A 20455-nucleotide genomic window follows, 5' to 3' on the forward strand; every position below is an offset into this window, starting at 1 on the left:
CCATGTTCAAGTACTTGTTTGACATCGTGCATGGCACCTACACCCAGCTTCGCAGCTTGGTGATGGTGTTCAGCCACTCCTTCCGCAAGCGTGACACGTTGCAATACCCGGAAGAGCCGGTCTACCTGCCACCGCGTTACCGTGGCCGGATTGTCCTGACCCGCGACCCTGACGGCGAAGAGCGTTGTGTAGCTTGCAACCTGTGCGCCGTGGCCTGCCCGGTAGGCTGCATCTCGCTGCAAAAAGCCGAAACTGAAGATGGCCGTTGGTACCCGGAGTTTTTCCGCATCAACTTCTCACGCTGCATTTTTTGCGGTCTGTGTGAGGAAGCCTGCCCGACCACCGCGATCCAGCTGACACCGGATTTCGAAATGGCCGAGTTCAAACGTCAGGACCTGGTGTACGAGAAAGAAGATCTGCTGATCTCCGGCCCCGGTAAGAACCCTGATTACAACTTCTATCGTGTTGCAGGTATGGCCGTTGAAGGCAAGCCGAAAGGCGCTGCCCAGAATGAAGCCGAGCCGATCAACGTGAAGAGCTTGCTGCCTTAAGGAAGAACGATGGAATTCGCTTTCTATTTCGCATCGGGTGTCGCTGTCGTGTCCACGCTACGCGTGATCACCAACACCAACCCTGTGCATGCCCTGCTCTACCTGATTATTTCGCTGATTGCCGTGGCGATGACCTTCTTCAGCCTCGGCGCACCCTTTGCCGGTGTGCTCGAAGTGATCGCTTACGCTGGCGCCATCATGGTGCTGTTTGTGTTCGTGGTGATGATGCTCAACCAAGGCCCGGCCTCGGTGACGCAAGAACGCCACTGGCTCAAGCCCGGCATCTGGATCGGGCCGAGTATTTTGTCTGCGATCCTGCTGGCCGAACTGCTGTACGTGCTTTTCGCACAACAGAGCGGCGTGGCAATCGGTCAAACCACCATTGATGCAAAAGCCGTGGGCATCAGCCTGTTCGGCCCGTATCTGCTGGTGGTCGAACTCGCCTCGATGCTGTTGCTTGCCGCAGCGGTGACGGCGTTCCATTTGGGCCGTAACGAGGCGAAGGAGCAATAACATGCCAGCAATACCACTCGAACACGGTCTGGCGGTTGCCGGCATCCTGTTCTGCCTCGGTCTGGTTGGACTGATGGTTCGCCGTAATATTCTCTTCGTGTTGATGAGTCTGGAAATCATGATGAACGCTGCAGCGCTGGCGTTCATTGTGGCCGGTGCACGCTGGGCGCAGCCGGATGGACAGGTCATGTTCATTCTGGTGATCACCCTGGCAGCCGCCGAGGCCAGTATTGGCCTGGCGATCCTGTTGCAGCTGTATCGCCGCTTCCACACGCTTGATATCGATGCTGCCAGTGAGATGCGCGGATGAACCTACTCTTTCTGACTTTCGTATTCCCCCTGATCGGCTTTTTGTTGCTGTCGTTCTCCCGTGGACGCTTCAGCGAAAACCTCTCGGCCCTGATCGGCGTCGGCTCCATTGGCCTGTCGGCTATTGTGGCCGCGTACGTCATCTGGCAATTCAATGTGGCACCGCCAGCAGGCGGCCAGTACACCCAAGTGCTGTGGCAATGGATGGCGGTCGGCGGCTTCAATGCCAACTTCGCCCTGCATCTGGATGGCCTGTCGGTGACCATGCTCGGTGTGGTGGTCGGCGTCGGCTTCCTGATCCACATGTTTGCCTCTTGGTACATGCGCGGTGAAGTCGGCTACTCGCGCTTCTTCGCCTACACCAACCTGTTTATCGCCAGCATGCTGTTCCTGATCCTGGCCGATAACCTGTTGTTCGTGTACTTCGGCTGGGAAGGTGTAGGCCTGTGCTCGTACCTGTTGATCGGTTTCTACTACAGCAACCGCAACAACGGTAATGCAGCACTGAAAGCCTTTATCGTGACCCGCATCGGTGACGTATTTCTGGCCATCGGCCTGTTCATCCTGTTCCAACAACTGGGCACGCTGAACATTCAACAGCTGCTGGTGCTGGCGCCGCAGAAGTTTCAGGCCGGTGATTTCTGGATCGTGCTGGCAACCCTGATGCTACTGGGCGGTGCGGTTGGTAAATCGGCTCAACTGCCCCTGCAAACCTGGTTGGCTGATGCGATGGCAGGCCCTACCCCGGTGTCGGCATTGATTCACGCCGCAACCATGGTAACCGCCGGTGTCTACCTGATTGCCCGTACCCACGGTCTGTTCTCCCTGGCACCTGAAGTGCTGCACCTGGTGGGCATCGTCGGCGGTGTCACGCTGGTACTGGCCGGTTTTGCCGCACTGGTGCAAACCGACATCAAACGTATCCTCGCCTACTCGACCATGAGCCAGATCGGCTACATGTTCCTGGCGCTGGGTGTGGGTGCATGGGACGGAGCCATTTTCCACCTGATGACCCACGCCTTCTTCAAGGCCCTGCTGTTCCTTGCCTCCGGTGCGGTGATTGTTGCCTGCCACCACGAGCAGAACATCTTCAAGATGGGCGGCCTGTGGAAGAAACTGCCATTGGCCTACGCCAGCTTTATCGTCGGCGGCGCGGCGCTGTCTGCCCTGCCATTGCTGACAGCAGGTTTCTACTCCAAGGACGAAATTCTTTGGGAAGCCTTCGCCAGCGGCAACACCGAACTGTTGTACGCGGGCCTTGTCGGCGCGTTCATGACCTCGCTGTACACCTTCCGCCTGATCTTCATCACTTTCCACGGTGAAGCCAAGACTGAAGCGCACCCGGGTCACGGCGTTACCTACTGGCTGCCACTGAGCGTGCTGATTGTCCTGTCGACCTTTATAGGCGCCATGATCACACCACCCTTGGCGGGCGTATTGCCACAAAGCGTGGGCCATGCCGGCGGCGAAGCACAGCACAGTCTGGAAATCGCCTCGGGTGCCATCGCGCTGGCCGGTATCCTGCTGGCAGGCCTGCTGTATCTGGGCAAACGCCGCTTCGTGAACGCCGTCGCCAACAGTGGCATCGGCCGCTTCCTCACGGCCTGGTGGTTCGCCGCATGGGGCTTCGACTGGCTGTACGACAAACTGTTCGTCAAACCGTATCTGTTGATCTGCCGTGTACTGCGTAAAGACCCTCTGGATCAGACCATCGGTTTGATACCCAAAGTGGCCAAGGCCGGGCATAACGCCCTGAGCCGCAGCGAAACCGGTCAACTGCGTTGGTACGCTGCTTCCATGGCCGCCGGTGCTGTACTGGTCATGGGCGCCATCGTACTGGTAGCGGTCTGATATGAACCTTCGACATTGCGAAAGGAATTGAGCCCGTCATGATTCTGCCTTGGCTAATCCTGATCCCCTTTATCGGCGGCCTGCTGTGCTGGCTGGGTGAGCGCTTCGGCCCTACCCTGCCACGCTGGATTGCGTTGCTGACCATGTCCCTCGAACTTGCCCTTGGCCTTTGGCTATGGGCGCACGGGGATTACCATCTGGCGCCGAACCCCGGCGCCGATCCGGCCTGGGCACTTGAGTTCAAGCACGTCTGGATTGAGCGCTTTGGCATCAGTGTGCACCTGGCGCTGGACGGCCTGTCGCTGCTGATGATCCTGCTCACCGGCTTGCTGGGTGTGTTGTCGGTCTTGTGTTCCTGGAAAGAAATTCAGCGTCACGTGGGCTTCTTCCACCTGAACCTGATGTGGATCCTGGGCGGCGTGGTTGGCGTGTTCCTCGCCATCGACCTGTTCATGTTCTTCTTCTTCTGGGAAATGATGCTGGTGCCGATGTACTTCCTCATCGCGCTCTGGGGTCACAGCTCGTCGGACGGCAAAAAAACGCGTATCTACGCCGCGACCAAGTTCTTCATCTTCACTCAGGCATCCGGCCTGATCATGCTGGTGGCGATCCTCGGTCTGGTGCTGGTGCACTTCAATGACACCGGCGTGCTGACATTCAGCTATGCCGAGTTGCTGAAAACCAAGATGTCGCTCACTACCGAGTACATCCTGATGCTCGGCTTCTTCATTGCCTTTGCCGTGAAGCTGCCGGTCGTACCTTTCCATTCGTGGTTGCCTGACGCTCACGCCCAGGCACCGACCGCGGGTTCGGTCGATCTGGCCGGTATCCTGTTGAAAACCGCTGCCTATGGTCTGCTGCGTTTCGCCCTGCCGTTGTTCCCGAATGCCTCGGCCGAGTTTGCGCCGATTGCCATGACCCTGGGTCTGATCGGGATTTTCTACGGCGCGTTCCTGGCCTTCGCCCAAACCGATATCAAGCGTTTGATCGCGTTCTCCAGCGTTTCGCACATGGGCTTCGTCCTGATCGGCATCTACTCCGGTAGCCTGCTGGCCTTGCAAGGGGCCGTTATCCAGATGCTCGCTCACGGTGTTTCGGCTGCCGCTCTGTTTATCCTCAGCGGCCAGTTGTACGAGCGCTTGCATACCCGTGACATGCGTGAAATGGGCGGCTTATGGTCGAAGATTGCTTACCTGCCAGCCATTAGCCTGTTCTTCGCCGCCGCATCACTGGGCTTGCCGGGTACCGGTAACTTCGTGGGTGAGTTCCTGATTCTGATGGGCTCGTTTGCCAGCTTCCCTTGGGTCACGGCGATTGCAACAACCGGCCTGGTATTTGGTTCGGTCTACTCGCTGATCATGATTCACCGTGCCTACTTTGGCCCGTCCAAGTCCGACGCAGTACTGGCCGGCATGGATGCACGTGAACTGATCATGGTGCTCGGTCTGGCGGTACTGCTGATTTTCATCGGCGTGTACCCACAACCGTTCCTCGATACTTCGGCTGCCACTATGAATGGCGTGCAGCAATGGATCGGCACCGCCTTCACTCAACTCGCTTCGGCCCGGTAAGAGCGCTATGGAATTTACGATCCAACACTTTATCGCGCTTGCTCCACTGCTGATTACCAGCCTCACCGTTGTTGTGGTGATGCTGGCAATCGCGTGGCGCCGCAACCACTCACAGACCTTCCTGCTTTCGGTGGCGGGTCTCAACCTGGCCCTGCTGTCGATCTTCCCGGCGTTGAAAGTGGCACCATTAGCGGTGACTCCGCTGTTGATGATGGACAACTTCGCCTACCTGTACATCGGGCTGATTTTGGTCTCCACACTGGCCTGCGTCACCCTTGCCCATGCTTATCTGGGTGAAGGCGGCACTGGGTATCCGGGCAACCGCGAAGAGCTTTACCTGCTGATCCTGCTGGCCGCCACGGGCGGTATCGTTCTGGTCAGCGCGCAACACCTCGCCGGTTTGTTTATCGGCCTGGAGCTGCTCTCGGTGCCGGTTTACGGTCTGGTGGCCTATGCCTTCTTCAACAAGCGCTCCCTGGAAGCTGGCATCAAGTACATGGTGCTGTCGGCGGCGGGCTCTGCGTTCCTGTTGTTCGGTATGGCGCTGTTGTACGCCGAAGCCGGCAGCCTGAGCTTCAGCGGCATCGGTCACGCACTGGCAGCGACAGGCGCGCCTAGCGCCATTGCACAGCTGGGTCTGGGCATGATGCTGGTGGGTCTGGCGTTCAAACTGTCGCTGGTGCCGTTCCATCTGTGGACGCCGGACGTGTACGAAGGTTCTCCGGCGCCTGTGGCTGCCTTTCTGGCGACCGCCTCCAAAGTTGCTGTGTTTGCGGTGATGGTGCGTTTGTTCCAGATTTCGCCTGCCGCGACTACCGGCGTGATGAGCGACGTACTGACCGTGATCGCGATTGCCTCGATCCTGTTCGGTAACCTGCTGGCCCTGACCCAAACCAACCTTAAGCGTCTGCTGGGTTACTCCTCCATTGCTCACTTTGGCTACCTGGTCATTGCTTTGATCGCGAGCAAAGGCATGGCCATGGAAGCCATCGGTGTTTACCTGATCACCTACGTGCTTACCAGCCTGGGTGCCTTCGGTGTCATTACCATGATGTCCTCGCCGTACAAAGGCCGTGATGCAGACGCCCTGTACGAATACCGCGGCCTGTTCTGGCGTCGTCCGTACATGACTGCGGTACTAACCGTGATGATGCTGTCGCTGGCCGGCATCCCGCTGACCGCTGGTTTTATCGGCAAGTTCTACATCATCGCCACCGGCGTTGAAGCTCACCAATGGTGGCTGGTCGGCTCGCTGATTCTGGGCAGCGCCATCGGCGTGTTCTACTACCTGCGTGTGATGGTGACCTTGTATCTGGTCGAGCCAAAACTGCATCGCCACGATGCTCCGCTGAACTGGGAGCAGAAAGCAGGCGGCGTGATGCTGCTGGCCGTGTCGGTACTGGTATTCGTGCTGGGTGTATACCCGCAACCGATGCTGGAACTGGTACAGCGCGCGACCTTGGGCCTGCTTGGCTAATTTCCACAGGTTGTACAAAAACCCCGTGAAGGCCTGGCCTTCACGGGGTTTTTTATTGATTTAAGACAGCCGGTATACCTGAGGTGAACGGTTCACTCTCGCGATCACACCTGTCAGCTACTGTTAACTCATAGCGTAAGAGATTTCCTCAAAGATCCCCTCGTCCAAATATGGGTGAGCATCAATGCCGAGCCAGACAAGTGATACACCAAGTCGAACGGCTGCTGAGAAGTCCAAGATCAGTCAAGCGGTAATTGAGCCTCACAATGCCCCAGTTGGCATGCAGGCATTTCCACAAACGTCTTTAGCTCAGGCGTCATATACGGGTGTTTCGCCACAAAACCTAATTTTAGCCGTCCCCCACTTGAAGGCGGCTAGCCGGTCAGCTACGGATCGAACAGACAATCACGACGACGCAATCGCGAAGGAGGAGCTTGCAACAGCTACTTTAAGTGAGCTGGGGGTTAATGAGACGCTACTGGATTCACTGGCAGAAGGTGATGAGTCCGAAGTACCTCAGACGGGATTTGAAGCGGTTCTCCAGAAGAAAGTTAATGCCCAAATAGATAAGTGGACGGAATTCGAAAAGCGCGGCAAAAACAGGCCACAATTAGATCGCCAACAAATAAAACAGTTAGAAAAACTTATCGCTGAGCAGTCTATTTACACGTCTGACTCCGCTGCGCTGCGCCTGATAGCGGTGGCCATAAAAGAAATAACAACAATAACGAATGCCCAATGGGAAAAACTGGCAGCGCCTGAGTACTCAAGGTTGATAGAACAGCTGAATACAGTGGGGGGTTGGTTAGCTCAAGCATCGGCTGACATTAATCAAATCATGAGCTTAAACAACCCTCAGTATTGGCAACAATTTAAAGACACGGCCACCCAAGAAATCTTCCAGTTAACTGCCGAATACCTATTAACATCAGACACACAAAATAGCCTCTCGCCCGAGGATAAAAAAGCAGCAGAGACTTATGTAGAAGCTGTATATAACAGCGCATCTATCGCAACAAAAAGTTTTGCACAAACGATTTTAGAACTGAAATTCGAAGACCTGAGACATCACATGGCGAGCTTGGCAAAGACTGCTTACTCACCAATGAAAGAGCAAATAAAAACGTTAGATAACTATTTGTACGTTGGCAGAGAGGTGGTTCCATTCTCAGCCAACGCCCCCACGCTTGTAAAAAAAACAGCCAAACCGGACGATGTACACTCAGATCTGCTGCAGGTATTTCAGCATTCTAAAATTGCATTGTTGGCGACGGTTACTGAATTAAAGTCAATTAAAAGAAAAGTCAAACCTTATGAGCCAACGGGTATTAAAATCCATAACAGCATTGAGAGCGTCAAGAAAGGAATTCGTCATTTTGGGACTGAGTTGGCAGATGAACCTATAGAGATATTAATTAGGGCATCAACTTCATTTGATCGGCTTGCAAACAATACAATTGCCTATTTTACCCCGCTTGTGAAAACAGTCTTCCGAAAATCACGTATCGCATTGAACGTGCATACGCCAACCAATAAGTCAGACGCCAGTGATGACGACCTTCTTAGAATGTATGCATTAATAAGCGCAGCGCCACTGGGCATGTTAAACGCTACGCAAAGCATTCAAGAGGTCACGACTAACTTACTGAATATAGCGTCACTGGCAGAGAAAAATAGCTCATCTAGAAAAGGTGTGTTTGGACAACCTATCACCAGTGCTGATGCGCAAGTCAACGGACAGCCTGAACCCTTTTTTGAAGAAGACGATAAATTGAAACACGCCGTTAGCCAGGCATTGCAACATGTTTTAGGAACTATGTACGCTGACCAGACAAAGGAATCCATCAAACTTAGCAATAAAATCAAAGACCGCAAAGAGGCAACCGACTCACTCAATAATGCGATTTCAAACGCCCACAAAATCGCAGCGTTAGTTGAAACAAATGCTTCGGAAGACGCAGTTACTGCTGATTTGAAAAAGACAATTTCATTCATCCCTGCCAGCAGGCATCCAGAAGGAAAAGCCAGACTCTTGAGATTGGAAGATTCACTGCGCCCAGCCGTCGTTGAATTAATGACTGCAACCGCTAAATTGAAAAATATAACCTACCCTATTGATACAAGCCGTTTTGACGCTGAATATATAGTGCTGACATGTCGGAAAGTTTTACAACTGGCCGCCAGGGTCAAAGATAGAATCAAGCTAGCCACCACAGACCTGACTGGCGCCCCCCTGAATAATTATTCCTGCTTAGGAATATTGGCCAAAGATATTGGCCAAGTTATCACTGAGGAAAAGAAAGCCTATCTAAAAGATTATCCTGATAACCCTGACAAGCATAAGGAGGTTGATGAGGCTGTTGATAAAATGCTACGGCGTCTGCAAGGCAATTTTACCTCAGATAAGGACCCGGATGCCGTTGTCTTGGGTAAATGGATGGATCTAGCCCTACACGATGCTGAAAACGATTCCCTCTACTGGCCAGAAACAATAGAACAAGTCCTGGCCCAATTCCCCAAGATATCCGATTACCTGCATCAGTGGGGTGAAAAAAAGGTCGCTTATAATTCTATCGTCGGAGCAATGGCCGGTTGTCTTAAAAACGGGCATGAAGCACTGGATAGACTAACGTCGATAAGCCCAAGAAAGAACTATCTTTGGCCACGCTTACGTTACTTTAAAATTATTTTTGCCCCGCTGATTATAATGTGGGGCATTCGAAAACTTAAAAAAGGAACCCGCCCAGGTCAAGATCCGACGTTAGCGATTGAAGACTTTGTAGGACGTGAGGTTCAAAAGTTGGCTTTCAGGATTGTAACCAGTGTATTGCCCCGCGGGATTAATACTGCGCTGGCGGGGGCATTTTTCTTGCACGGGCTGTACAAAGGCGGTGAAAACCGAAGTAAGTTCTTAGAGCGCGTAAAAAAAAGGGCAATGGGAGATATTGTGTTCGCTGGCCTGGAACAACCGTTTCTCAAATACAGCGCAAATCGTAAAGAGGCTGTGAGCGCACTAAAAACAGAAATTCGAAAACTCCAAGAAGCCGCCGAAGCTACTAAATCAGTTCCTTTAAGGGACAGCGCTCCGATTTCAACAGCGGTTAAGACTAAAGATCAGGGGTCAATTAAACCGCCCCTTATAAGTCACCCCGCTGCATCTATAGCTCCACCGAATGCTCAACCCTTGAATATGAATGACGAACTACCTCAAGGAGATGAACCCGCCTATGGAGTGGGGACAGAGCCGGCTGAAAATACAGTTCCGGCACTCGTAAACCCTGCTCCGCCTCTGCAAAACCAGGAAACCGTCGAATTCCCTGAGTACGAAGAACAGGAGCGGCTTAAACGATCAATACAAGCACTAAAACAAAATAACCTACAACTTCGCTCAAAAATAAATGCTAATGACGCAACATCAGCACGCATTAGGTACACGGAAGGCCCTGCTGACTATGCGCAAGGACACACATACTTACCCAGAAAAAAAGTGATCGAACGCAGAAATACAACCAGAAGACTCAAAGCCGACAATGCTAATTTTCAGAAGAACATACATAAAAATAATAACGATATTAAGGACCTTGAAGTTAAAATCAAAAATCTGGAACCCAAGGCGCAAGAACAGCGTGAATTGGTTGATCTCCGGTCAGCCTATATAACTCATATTAAAGAGGGCCTCAGATTACAAGCGCTAAGGTCGAAACACGGAAAAAAATTGAAAAAAGTCCAGTCGGAACTGAAAAAGCTCAAAGAGGCCATGAAAGGCGCAAGTTCCAAACATGCAAGAACTGCTGGTAATACACTTGCAGGCTTATTGAAAGTGCAAGCAGATTTGGAGCGTCGTCTTAGGGGCAACCACGGTAACTCCACCAGAAATACCAATCGCGCCTATAAAATTTATACTAAATATAGATCTAAGCTACAGGCATATCGCCTCAAAAACTCTCTATCAGACAGGGTTGCTGATCCGTTAGAAAATAATAGTTCCATGACGTTGAGTAGCAATGAAATCTTGGACATGACCGCACGCCAAAGCAAACCAGTTGACAAAGATGATGAATCAATAAAAAGCTATATCGGCAATACAGTGAAGACTGTCATTGCACATAAAGTCGGTGCTGAGGATGCGGCGAAGGTTAAACTCAGCGACTCGTTTACTGTAAACACTGAGATGAGAGGTCCCGTTGGTCCATACGGTAACGGCGGTGCTAACTTTGCACAGGCCTCAAAAACTCATAGCCTAACAGATGTTGCCTTGGGTACGCCGTGGCGTGAAGAAAGTACATTCACAGTGGGATCAACGCGAGTGCATAACATTATTCCCAATCAAGAAGGGACACCCGGAAGCGTGGTAGCAGCACTCAAAAACGGTGGCATCCGTGATGGTATTGCGCAGAAATTTTCATCAGACTTGGGAGCCTTGAAAGATAACGAAGAAGCAAAAATTAAATATGGCGCACATGCAAAACAACAAACGTCTGCCATTTTACTGGCGAATATGGCGGGTCCATCCAGTTCTGAGAAACACCGAATGTCTAAACTTGCATGGCATGGATTTTTAGACCCGCAACCCTTCAAGTTTATCGGCAAAATCTTACCAGGGGTGATTGCCTACGGGACTGAAGATAAAATGCTGCTTGTCTCTTATGAGCACAACACCAGTTTTATTTACATGAAAAATGACGAAAACAAATCAATGTGGCAATTTATTCGCCCACATCTTTCAGTGTATGACGTCTTGGCGGCTAAGGCATCTGACAAACACAGTCCTAAGCAATCAATTGGGCTAGCCCATATTGAAGACTACCCAACAGACCCGAGGATAGGGATAGGCGAAACCTCGGATTGGGAAACAGCCTTATGGTCTGCAAAAATCGAACAAATGAAAAGCAATTTGAATGGTTTTGTGTACACGACAAGTGAGCAAGCATTTGACCGGAAAATTGCCTACACAAAATCGATACTACAATTCGCCGAGTTTGCCACTTTAATCCTGTTATTAGGAGTCCCCACTGTTCCACAGACCCTTTTGGGGATTTTTTTTGGTTTAGGCTTTGCCGCAGCTGGCGAAGTTGTTGAGCGTATAAATATGGCGAATACCGATCAGGGAGACAGTTATAAATCGTCTGAAGAAAGTATCGAAACTGGCCGAATACTGTTAGCGTTAGGTGTACTTCCCGAAGTGTGGATGGGCCGTAAAGTATTAATTAATACGGTAGGCAATACCTCCACTCGACTGTCCAATATTTACAATAAGGCTTCTAAATTAGCAAAAGAAAGAGTCGCTGCCAGGAAGCTGACACCGAAGCAAAAATCAGTTTTATCGGCCAAACATGGCGCGGCGGATGCTTCATTTAAAAACCGTATCTCCCCAGGGAGCACTAGCCGTCAAGGTGCGGTATTGAATCTTCAAGTAGAGACAGGCGTCATCACGCCTGAGGTGGCAGCTGCGCAAGGGGTATCTGCGGATACATTCCTGAGTCGTTCAAGTAAAAAAATAGAAAATGCTACCCAATTTATTGACATGACACCAGGTAGCCGAATGAGCATACGCGATGCAGATAACAATGTTATCTTTACGGGCATCAACTTGGGCGAAGGAAAAGTAGCAGGGATCAACAACACACTGATTAATCCTGAACAATCTGATAGTTGGGTAACGATAGACTTATCCGACGCTGATATCTTAACTCATTCCGAGAATGGTTGGACACTTAAGAGCAGTAATACACCTATCAAAATAGTCACCGAGGTCGAGACGCCAGACGTTAACCTTAACAACACAACCCTTAGCGCAGCAAACGATACAGAATCAATGCCACCCTTGACAAGACAAGCTACTGATACCCAGTTACCTACTACTGAAACGCCTATTCCCCTCAGCACTTCTGTCGTGACTGACCTTGATGACCCTTTGAAATCTTCCATGGCAACTATGCTCGACAAACTAAAAGTCGAGCCAGCAATAAAGCTTGCCATGGACCCCCCTTTTGGAACAGTCAGTAGAAATTTTCTACAGAACGTGGGAGCTCGCTTGTCAAAATCAGATGTTGGCATGACTGATATCCAATATCGTGTTGTCTATTTTTGGAGCGAAAGCGACCAACACACTTACATGCGTCACATCGTTATAACAGGTGAGAAAGATGGCCAGCGCTATGTATTTGATCTGACAGCGAGGCGACTAGGCAACCTAAATATCGCTGCAATTGATGATCCCTTTATTCTGACAGAAGCCCAATGGCTTGAAAAATACAGATCTTTCGATGGCGATCTAATGATCAAATATCTGGACACTTCAAGTCCCACGCTGGCAAGTCATCGTTTTAATCCGCTCACCCCGCCAAGCCTCAGCGGCTATAACGCGAACTCCACCATCAACTTGACCGAGCCCACGTGGTTTAAAACATTGATCAGCCCAGCCTACGTGACTGACACTGCATCTTCCATGGCCAACCTTACAACGGAAGAGTCTGTTCTATTCAAGGCACTATCAGATACCCTTACCAAAAGGAGCGCAGACAGCAAAAGCAAATATATTTCTCGACTTTTGAATAAGCCTAAACCCATTACCACTGGAGAACAACTGAGTTCGGTCCCAGCTTCGCAGGTCGTAGTGATATCTGATGGTGATCTTCATCACCATGTTTTGTTCAGCCTGGGCAACGGTAAGTTTGCTGCGCACCGTCTTGATGAGGTTGACTCAAGTTTACCAAGATCCAATGGTATTATTACCGCTGAAACTCTGAAACAGAAGATGGTCCAAGGTAAGATTGGTAAGTTCAGTTTAGCGTCGGGTGAAATTAATAAAGCTGAACTTACGTTTGAAACCTTTCTGGGCAAAGGGTCTAAGATTACAAAGGGTGCCAATAACGTAATAACTATCGAGATGATCAGATCACCCGGTGCTGACGACCCACTTTATACGTTCTTGAGCATGTCTCCACTTGAGCACTTATGGAACGCGCGGGGTCTACTCCTAAAGACTGACGCGACGTTTGGTATCGCTGTTACTTATGTAGTGTCATCTTATGTAGAGCGCGACAAAGAACCGCCTATTGTGCAAGCGCTCAGTAACTTTTTAGACAGTGAAGTCACTCACCATAACATTAGAAACAACCAGACTACCACGTACCTTCCACAGACCCAAAATCCTGAGTAGTGGTTGTGTCAATTGCCATGGCGCTTAAGGACAAGGTGCCAAAATAGGCAATAACCCGTCTTTAAAGCGTCGGCCTAAATTTTTCCTTGAAATAAACATACAGGTATACAAGTCCGCAACTCGACAAGGAACACCCATGAATCGGGTAATGACGGAGATCGAAGATCAACACATCACCTTGCTGGCTGATTACTTCAACTCGATTAAATAACGTCCTTAACCGTGAGTATGCGAGGTTGCCAGCCATAGAGCGCTTGTATAGGCTTGCGCGCCGCCCGCCCATCGTTGTGGAACTGTCAGCCAATGCGCCCCGCCCTTTCTTCGCTTCTACCCTTGGCGCTCATATGCGCCGCCCCCGTCTATGGCAATACCCTTGAGCTGGGTGAAGTACAGGTGCGCAGCGAAGAAAGCAGCGAGCTGGAAGCCGCTCGGAGTGCGCTCGAAGAAGTCCCCGGCGCCAGCAACGTGATTGACTTGAGCCGCGTCGAAAATGGGCGCACCGCCAGCAATACCGATGTGCTGGCGTACCAGCCGGGTATTTATGCGCAGTCGGCCGGTAATGACGGGGCCAAGGTGTCGGTGCGAGGCTCGGGCATCAACCGCGCGCCAAGCGCTCATGGCTCCGGTTTATACGTGATGTTCGACGGGTTGCCGCTCACCGGGCCAGGGGGCACGCCTTATGAGCTGTTCGAGCCATTGTGGCTCAGTCGCGCGGAGGTACTACGCGGTGCCAATGGTTTTGACACGGGTGCTTTAGCGCTGGGCGGTTCCATCAATTACGTCACCCATACCGGCTACGATGCCGCACCGCTGCAAGTGCGCTACGAAGCAGGCAGCTACGGCTATCAAAAACGCCAGATCAGTTCCGGACAGGTGCTCGGGGATCTCGATTACTACGTATCGTTGACCGATTCCGACACCGACGGTTATCAGAATCACACCGCTGGCAGCAGTAAAGGCATTGCAGCCAATGTCGGCTATCGCTTCAATCCGCAACTTGAAACCCGCTTTTACCTGCGTTATCGCGAAACCGACAATCAACTGGCCGGGCGCGTGACCAAAGACAACATCAAACACCACCCGCGTGCCGCCAACCCTGCCTACGTCGCAGGGGATTACAACCGCCCGCAGCCGGGCAGTACATGGTTGGGCAACAAGACCACGATGTATCTGGATGATGACTCGCAGCTGGAAGTCGGCCTCGTCTATCACGATTACCCGATGGACCTGCGCGAAGGGCCGAACCGCTTGAAGGTCGCTTACACCGATGTCAGCGGTACGTTGAATTATAAGCGGCGCGACACGCTGTTCGGACTTGAAAGCAAAACCACGGTAGGACTGCGCTCAACCAAGCATCTGCCCAACAGTGGCGCGTCGGAGTATGTGCGCATTCCCCTGGGTAACACGGCTGGATATGCACCTGGCACCAAAATCCGTGATTTCAGTTATCAAGGTTCGGACACGGTTCTGCATGCCAGCAATGATCTGGAGTTGATGCCAGACCTATGGCTTACAACGGGAATGGCACTTATCTATACCCGCCGCGAAAGTGATGTGAGTTACCCCGACAGTGGCGGCAAGGTCAGTCAGCACGACTGGGACTACGCACCACGGCTCGGCCTTCGCTATGAGTTCAACCCGCACCTGCAGGTATACGGCAATCTCAGTCGCTCGGTTGAACCGCCTCACCCGTGGTCGATGATATGGGGTTCGCCGTTTACCTTCCCGACTGGCAGCGGCCCGGCAACAGGCCGTCAAAGCACCCCCGTGTCGCTGGACAATCAAACCGCAACCACGTTGGAGCTGGGCACTCGCGGCGATGCCTGGATCGGGCAATGGGATCTGGCCTGGTATTACTCAGCCATTCGCCATGAATTGCTCAGTGTCGAAACCCAGGCTGCTACCGCCACACAAAGCCCTGTTGTCGGAGAGTCCAATGCCAGCCCCACGGTGCATCAAGGCATTGAAGCAGGCTTGAACAGCGTGTTGTGGCAAGGCGAAGCGGCGGGCAAGGTGTCGTTGCGTCAGGCTTACACGTTTAGCGACTTTCATTACCGAGATGATGAGCGCTTTGGCGACAACAAATTGCCGGGTATCCCGCAGCATTACTACCAGGCTGAGATGCGCTACGACCACCCTCGAGGTTTCTACGCCGGGGTCAATACACAAGTGGCCTCACGCATGGCAGTGGATTATGCCAACACGTTTTACACCTCGTCCTACATGCTGTGGGGGGCAACACTGGGCTATGCCTCACCCAAGCAGGATTGGCACACCTGGCTCGACCTGCGCAATCTGAGTAATGAACATTACGCCGCCACGGTCACCCCCGGCTATGACGACAAAGGGCTGGACGCAGCGCGCTCAACCCCCGGCGAAGGCCGGGGTGCCTACGTCGGAGTTTCCTACAGCTTTCGTTAATCCTCGGTTTGAATGTCAGCGGGCAGCCGCACTTTTCGGCGGGTGCCGCTGAACAACCCCCAACTCGACAGGAACAGGGCGGCGATCAACGGGCCGATCACAAACCCGTTCAGGCCGAAAATCGCCATGCCGCCCAGGGTTGAAATCAGAATCAGAAAGTCTGGCATCTTGGTGTCTTTGCCGACCAGGATCGGGCGCAGTACGTTGTCGACCATGCCAATGACAAACACCCCGTAGAGCGCCAGCACGACGCCTTCCCAGATGGCCCCCGTGACCAGAAAGTAGACCGCCACTGGCGCCCATACAATCCCTGCACCCACGGCCGGCAGTAACGACAGAAACATCATCAGTACCGCCCAGAACAGCGCACTGTGTATGCCCAGAATCCAGAAAATGATCCCGCCCAATGCGCCTTGAGTGATCGCCACCGCCAGGTTGCCTTTGACCGAAGCACGCACCACACGGCGCAGTTTCAGTTGCAGCAAACGCTTTTGCTGTTCGGCCAGGGGCACCGCGTTGCGAATCATGCGAACCATCTGCTGACCATCGCGGATAAAGAAATACAGCAGGTACAACATGATGAAAAAGCTCACCACCAGATCGAAGGTACTCTGGCCAAAGCTGAAGACTTGTGTGGCGAAAAACTGACTGCCTTCCAGCGCGCCTTTGGCGACTTTCTCGCTCAGCCCGTCGATACTGCCCAGGCCTAAGCGGTCCAGCCATTCCTGCACACTGAAGGGCAAAATGTCCTTGAATTGCATGACGTAGCTGGCAACGTTGATCTTGCCGCTTTCCACATCCTTGTAGAGGAGTGCCACCTCCTGCACCAGCAAGCCGGTGGTGAGCACCACCGGGATGATCGCAATCACCGTACAGGCACCCAGTGTGGTGAAGGTGGCCAGATTGCGCCGGCCCCTGAGCTTGAGCAGCATCTTGCGTTGCAACGGCGCGAATAGAATCCCCAGCGCAACAGCCCAAAAAATCGCTCCGTAAAACGGCAACAATATCCAGATAAAGGCAATTGTGACTAAGGCCAGCAACAGAAGCAGGGTTTTTCGTTGAAGGCTCGTTTCGTTCATATGCGTCCATGTCTTGAAAGCGCGTGTAAGGGGATAACCGAAGCTTAGTCAGCCAATATACAGACGAGTGCCCTCTTTTCTGGATAAAGCGTGGTGTGCCGCGATTATTCCTATATTTGTCGCGCAAAGCGTAGTGGCATATTGCATTGACAAGCCGCTGTAAACGGAAAATAATCCCGCCACTGTTGTACGACAACAGATGACAAAAATAATAATAGTCAAGGAATTCACTCATGCTCACGGCCACCCGCTCGCGCACCCGTCTCGCACGCTCAACACTCTCGCCGCACACACGCTCTCTGGCTTTGATCGGGCTGGGCAGCATGGCTCTGGCCCTGCCTATCACCGGGATGGCCGAAGGGTTTCTTGACGATACCAAAGCCACACTGAATTTACGCAACGCCTATATCAACCGGAACTTCACCAACCCCGATCATCCACAAAGCAAAGCCGAGGAATGGACTCAAAACTTCATTCTCGACGTCAAATCCGGATTTACCCAAGGAACTGTCGGTTTCGGCGTGGATGTTCTGGGACTGTATTCGCAAAAGCTCGATGGCGGTAAAGGCACTGCCGGTACTCAGCTTTTACCGACCCACGATAATGGCGAACCCGCCGACAACTTCGGTCGATTGGGTGTTGCAGGCAAAGCCAGAATTTCCAACACCGAGCTGAAAATCGGCGAGTGGATGCCAGTGCTGCCTATTTTGCGTTCGGACGACGGGCGTTCATTGCCGCAAACCTTTCGTGGTGGCCAGATTACTTCTAAAGAAATTGCCGGCCTGAACCTTTACGGCGGCCAGTTCCGGGCCAACAGCCCGCGCAACGATGCGAGCATGGAAGACATGTCGCTCAACGGCAAAGGTGCCTTTACCTCTGATCGCTTCAACTTTGCTGGCGGTGATTACAGCTTCAACGAGAAACGCACCCAAGTCGGACTGTGGTATGCGCAGCTCGAAGACATTTACCAGCAGCAGTTTATTAACCTGTTGCACAGCCAACCCATGGGCGATGTGACTCTGGGGGCCAACCTCGGTTATTTCTGGGGCAAGGAAGACGGCAGCAAATTGGCCGGTGACCTGGACAACAAAACCGCTTACGCCCTGCTGTCCGCCCGGTACAAAGGCAACACGCTGTACCTGGGCCTGCAAAAAGTCAGCGGCGATGATGCCTGGTTCCGCGTCAATGGCACCAGCGGGGGCACGCTGGCCAACGATAGTTACAACTCCAGCTACGACAATGCCAAGGAACGCTCCTGGCAGCTGCGCCATGACCTGGACTTCGCCGTGCTCGGTGTGCCGGGCCTGACCATGATGAACCGCTACATCAGCGGCGATAACATCCATACCGGCGTTATTACGGACGGTAAGGAATGGGGGCGTGAGTCGGAGCTGGCTTACACCATTCAAAGCGGCACCTTCAAAGACCTCAACGTACGCTGGCGTAACGCGTCCATACGTCGCGACTACAGCACCAATGAGTTCGATGAAAACCGCATCTTTATCAGCTATCCGTTGTCGTTGATGTAAGGCCCTGGATTTGAGTTGGGCCTGCCCCTCACCCCAACCCTCTCCCGAGGGAGAGGGAGCCGATTGAAGGCGTATTGCAAATCTGCTTTTGCCTTCAGTCCCCTCTCCCTTCGGGAGAGGGTCAGGGTCAGGAGCTCTATTGACAAGCGTTGTAATGGCTGCGAATAATCCACCCAAGTCATACGACAACAGATGACACTAATAAGAAATACAGGGATATTTGATGACAACCACCCGTACTGTCCAAACCCCCTTCAATCGCCTTCTTCTCACCGGTGCCGCCGGTGGCTTGGGGAAGGTTCTACGCGAAAGCCTCAAGCCTTACGCCAAGACCTTGCGACTCTCTGACATTGCCCCGATGGCTCCCGCCATTGACAGCAGTGAAGAAGTCTTCCTATGCGATCTTTCCGATAAGCAGGCGGTTCATCAACTCGTAGAAGGCGTCGACGCCATCCTGCATTTTGGCGGTGTTTCTGTAGAACGCCCCTTTGAAGAAATTCTGGGGCCGAACATTTCCGGCGTGTTCCATGTTTACGAAGCCGCACGCCGTCATGGCGTTAAGCGCGTGATTTTCGCCAGCTCCAACCATGTCATTGGTTTTTACAAGCAGAGTGAGACCCTTGACGCCCACTCCCCTCGCCGCCCGGATGGTTATTACGGCTTATCCAAGTCCTACGGCGAAGACATGGCGACTTTCTATTTTGATCGCTACGGAATCGAAACCGTCAGTATCCGCATCGGCTCCTCATTCCCGGAACCACAAAACCGCAGAATGATGAGCACCTGGCTCAGTTTTGCCGACCTCACGCAATTGATCGAACGCTCACTGTACACCCCGAATGTCGGCCACACCGTCGTCTATGGCGCCTCGAACAATCTCAAGCTGTGGTGGGACAATCGCTTTGCCGCGCATTTGGGCTTTGAGCCAAAAGACTCTTCAGAAGTGTTCCGCGCCAAGGTCGAAGCGCAGCCAATGCCGGCTGCCGATGACCCGAGCATGATTTATCAAGGCGGTGCCTTCGTGGCCGCCGGCCCGTTCGGGGACGAGTAAACCCCGGCGCTCATAACAATAAAAATGAACAAGGATCGAGTCGCCATGACTGCTGAGCTCATTCTCGATGCACGCAATGCCACCGGCGAAAGCCCGGTATGGAGTACCGCCGAACAGGCGCTTTACTGGGTCGATATTCCTGCCCGACGTCTGCATCGCTGGAACCTCGTCGACGGCAATACCCAAAGCTGGGAAGCTGACGAAATGCTGGCCTGCATCGCCAGAAGCAGTGATGGCAGCTGGATTGGCGGCATGCAGAGCGGTGTGTTCGCCCTTGCCCCGCAAGTCAATGGCCGCCTCGAAACACGCCTGCTGTGCGGTGCCGCTCATGCACAACCGCACATGCGTTTCAATGATGGCCGCTGTGACCGTCAAGGCCGTTTCTGGGCAGGCACCATGCACTTGGACATGGCCGCAGGGCTGCCGGTGGGCGCTCTGTACCGCTACACCGCCGGACAAAGCGAACCGCTCAAGGCACAGATAAGCGGCCTGACCGTGCCCAACGGCCTGGCTTTCAGCCCTGACGGCACTCTCATGTACCTCTCGGACTCACATCCGGACGTGCAAAAAATATGGGTCTTCGATTACGACACCGACAACGCGACGCCGTACAACCGCCGCCTGTTTGTGGACATGAATGAACATCCGGGTCGCCCCGATGGCGCCGCCATCGACGCAGACGGCTGTTACTGGATCTGCGGCAACGATGCTGGCTTGATCCATCGCTTTACGCCACAGGGCAAGCTTGACCGTTCCTTGGCTGTGCCCGTGAAAAAACCTGCGATGTGCGCCTTTGGCGGAGCCAATCTGGACACCCTGTTTGTCACCTCAATTCGCCCGCAAGGTGATGTCAGTGACCAACCTCTGGCCGGCGGCGTGTTTGCGCTCTACCCAGGGGTCAAGGGCCTGCCAGAACCCGTGTTCAATCTGTAATCGTTAAA

12 protein-coding genes are annotated in these 20455 nt (G+C 52.9%); 11 read left to right on the plus strand and 1 reads right to left on the minus strand.

Annotation, left to right across the window (positions count from 1 at the left end; genetic code table 11):
- Nucleotides 1–2 precede the first annotated feature (2 nt).
- The 8 genes from nuoI (at nucleotide 3) to EQV93_RS09620 (ending at nucleotide 15855) form a co-directional block, all read left to right on the plus strand.
- A complete protein-coding gene (gene nuoI / locus EQV93_RS09585) occupies nucleotides 3–551 on the plus strand; it encodes an NADH-quinone oxidoreductase subunit NuoI (protein ID WP_122784557.1) in 549 nt (182 codons plus the stop codon).
- 9 nt (nucleotides 552–560) lie between these two features.
- Entirely contained in the window at nucleotides 561–1064 is a 504-nt protein-coding gene (gene nuoJ, locus EQV93_RS09590) for an NADH-quinone oxidoreductase subunit J (RefSeq protein WP_122784556.1), read from the plus strand.
- Between the two features lies 1 nt (nucleotide 1065).
- The gene (nuoK, locus tag EQV93_RS09595) at nucleotides 1066–1374 is read left to right on the plus strand and encodes an NADH-quinone oxidoreductase subunit NuoK (RefSeq protein ID WP_122784555.1); all 309 of its coding nucleotides are present in this window, start codon (nucleotides 1066–1068) and stop codon (nucleotides 1372–1374) included.
- On the plus strand, nucleotides 1371–3224 hold the full coding sequence (nuoL, locus tag EQV93_RS09600; RefSeq protein ID WP_240891450.1) for an NADH-quinone oxidoreductase subunit L: 1854 nt from the start codon (nucleotides 1371–1373) through the stop codon (nucleotides 3222–3224). The genes nuoK and nuoL overlap by 4 nt, the downstream gene beginning before the upstream one ends.
- A gap of 38 nt (nucleotides 3225–3262) precedes the next feature.
- The gene (gene nuoM / locus EQV93_RS09605) at nucleotides 3263–4795 is read left to right on the plus strand and encodes an NADH-quinone oxidoreductase subunit M (RefSeq protein ID WP_122784553.1); all 1533 of its coding nucleotides are present in this window, start codon (nucleotides 3263–3265) and stop codon (nucleotides 4793–4795) included.
- A 7-nt stretch (nucleotides 4796–4802) separates the two neighbouring features.
- On the plus strand, nucleotides 4803–6272 hold the full coding sequence (gene nuoN, locus EQV93_RS09610; protein WP_146383765.1) for an NADH-quinone oxidoreductase subunit NuoN: 1470 nt from the start codon (nucleotides 4803–4805) through the stop codon (nucleotides 6270–6272).
- Nucleotides 6273–6456: 184 nt separating this feature from the next.
- Entirely contained in the window at nucleotides 6457–13434 is a 6978-nt protein-coding gene (locus EQV93_RS09615) for a hypothetical protein (protein WP_240891451.1), read from the plus strand.
- A 303-nt stretch (nucleotides 13435–13737) separates the two neighbouring features.
- Nucleotides 13738–15855: a TonB-dependent receptor family protein gene (locus EQV93_RS09620; protein ID WP_240891452.1), complete on the plus strand. Its 2118-nt coding sequence runs from the start codon at nucleotides 13738–13740 to the stop codon at nucleotides 15853–15855.
- Here EQV93_RS09620 and EQV93_RS09625 read toward each other — a convergent pair.
- Nucleotides 15852–16934, minus strand: coding sequence for an AI-2E family transporter (locus EQV93_RS09625; RefSeq protein ID WP_122784550.1), 1083 nt, complete (start codon nucleotides 16932–16934; stop codon nucleotides 15852–15854). The genes EQV93_RS09620 and EQV93_RS09625 overlap by 4 nt on opposite strands.
- A 233-nt stretch (nucleotides 16935–17167) precedes the next feature.
- Here EQV93_RS09625 and EQV93_RS09630 point away from each other — a divergent pair, with 233 nt between their 5' ends.
- From EQV93_RS09630 to EQV93_RS09640, 3 genes are all read left to right on the plus strand, one after another.
- Nucleotides 17168–18463 (plus strand): OprD family porin, encoded by a 1296-nt coding sequence (locus EQV93_RS09630; RefSeq protein WP_240891453.1) that lies wholly within the window; start codon nucleotides 17168–17170, stop codon nucleotides 18461–18463.
- A 223-nt stretch (nucleotides 18464–18686) separates the two neighbouring features.
- Entirely contained in the window at nucleotides 18687–19514 is an 828-nt protein-coding gene (locus EQV93_RS09635) for an NAD-dependent epimerase/dehydratase family protein (protein WP_240891454.1), read from the plus strand.
- A 45-nt stretch (nucleotides 19515–19559) separates the two neighbouring features.
- Nucleotides 19560–20447, plus strand: coding sequence for an SMP-30/gluconolactonase/LRE family protein (locus tag EQV93_RS09640; RefSeq protein WP_240891455.1), 888 nt, complete (start codon nucleotides 19560–19562; stop codon nucleotides 20445–20447).
- Nucleotides 20448–20455 lie beyond the last annotated feature (8 nt).

The sequence above is a fragment of the Pseudomonas sp. TMW22091 genome (genome assembly GCF_022496705.1).
Lineage (GTDB): Bacteria > Pseudomonadota > Gammaproteobacteria > Pseudomonadales > Pseudomonadaceae > Aquipseudomonas > Aquipseudomonas saxonica.

Coding starts and splice junctions, on each gene's coding strand:
- nuoI (WP_122784557.1), top strand. CDS start 3: ATGTTCAAGTACTTGTTTGACATCGTGCATGGCACCTACACCCAGCTT.
- nuoJ (WP_122784556.1), top strand. CDS start 561: ATGGAATTCGCTTTCTATTTCGCATCGGGTGTCGCTGTCGTGTCCACG.
- nuoK (WP_122784555.1), top strand. CDS start 1,066: ATGCCAGCAATACCACTCGAACACGGTCTGGCGGTTGCCGGCATCCTG.
- nuoL (WP_240891450.1), top strand. CDS start 1,371: ATGAACCTACTCTTTCTGACTTTCGTATTCCCCCTGATCGGCTTTTTG.
- nuoM (WP_122784553.1), top strand. CDS start 3,263: ATGATTCTGCCTTGGCTAATCCTGATCCCCTTTATCGGCGGCCTGCTG.
- nuoN (WP_146383765.1), top strand. CDS start 4,803: ATGGAATTTACGATCCAACACTTTATCGCGCTTGCTCCACTGCTGATT.
- EQV93_RS09615 (WP_240891451.1), top strand. CDS start 6,457: ATGCCGAGCCAGACAAGTGATACACCAAGTCGAACGGCTGCTGAGAAG.
- EQV93_RS09620 (WP_240891452.1), top strand. CDS start 13,738: ATGCGCCCCGCCCTTTCTTCGCTTCTACCCTTGGCGCTCATATGCGCC.
- EQV93_RS09625 (WP_122784550.1), bottom strand. CDS start 16,934: ATGAACGAAACGAGCCTTCAACGAAAAACCCTGCTTCTGTTGCTGGCC.
- EQV93_RS09630 (WP_240891453.1), top strand. CDS start 17,168: ATGCTCACGGCCACCCGCTCGCGCACCCGTCTCGCACGCTCAACACTC.
- EQV93_RS09635 (WP_240891454.1), top strand. CDS start 18,687: ATGACAACCACCCGTACTGTCCAAACCCCCTTCAATCGCCTTCTTCTC.
- EQV93_RS09640 (WP_240891455.1), top strand. CDS start 19,560: ATGACTGCTGAGCTCATTCTCGATGCACGCAATGCCACCGGCGAAAGC.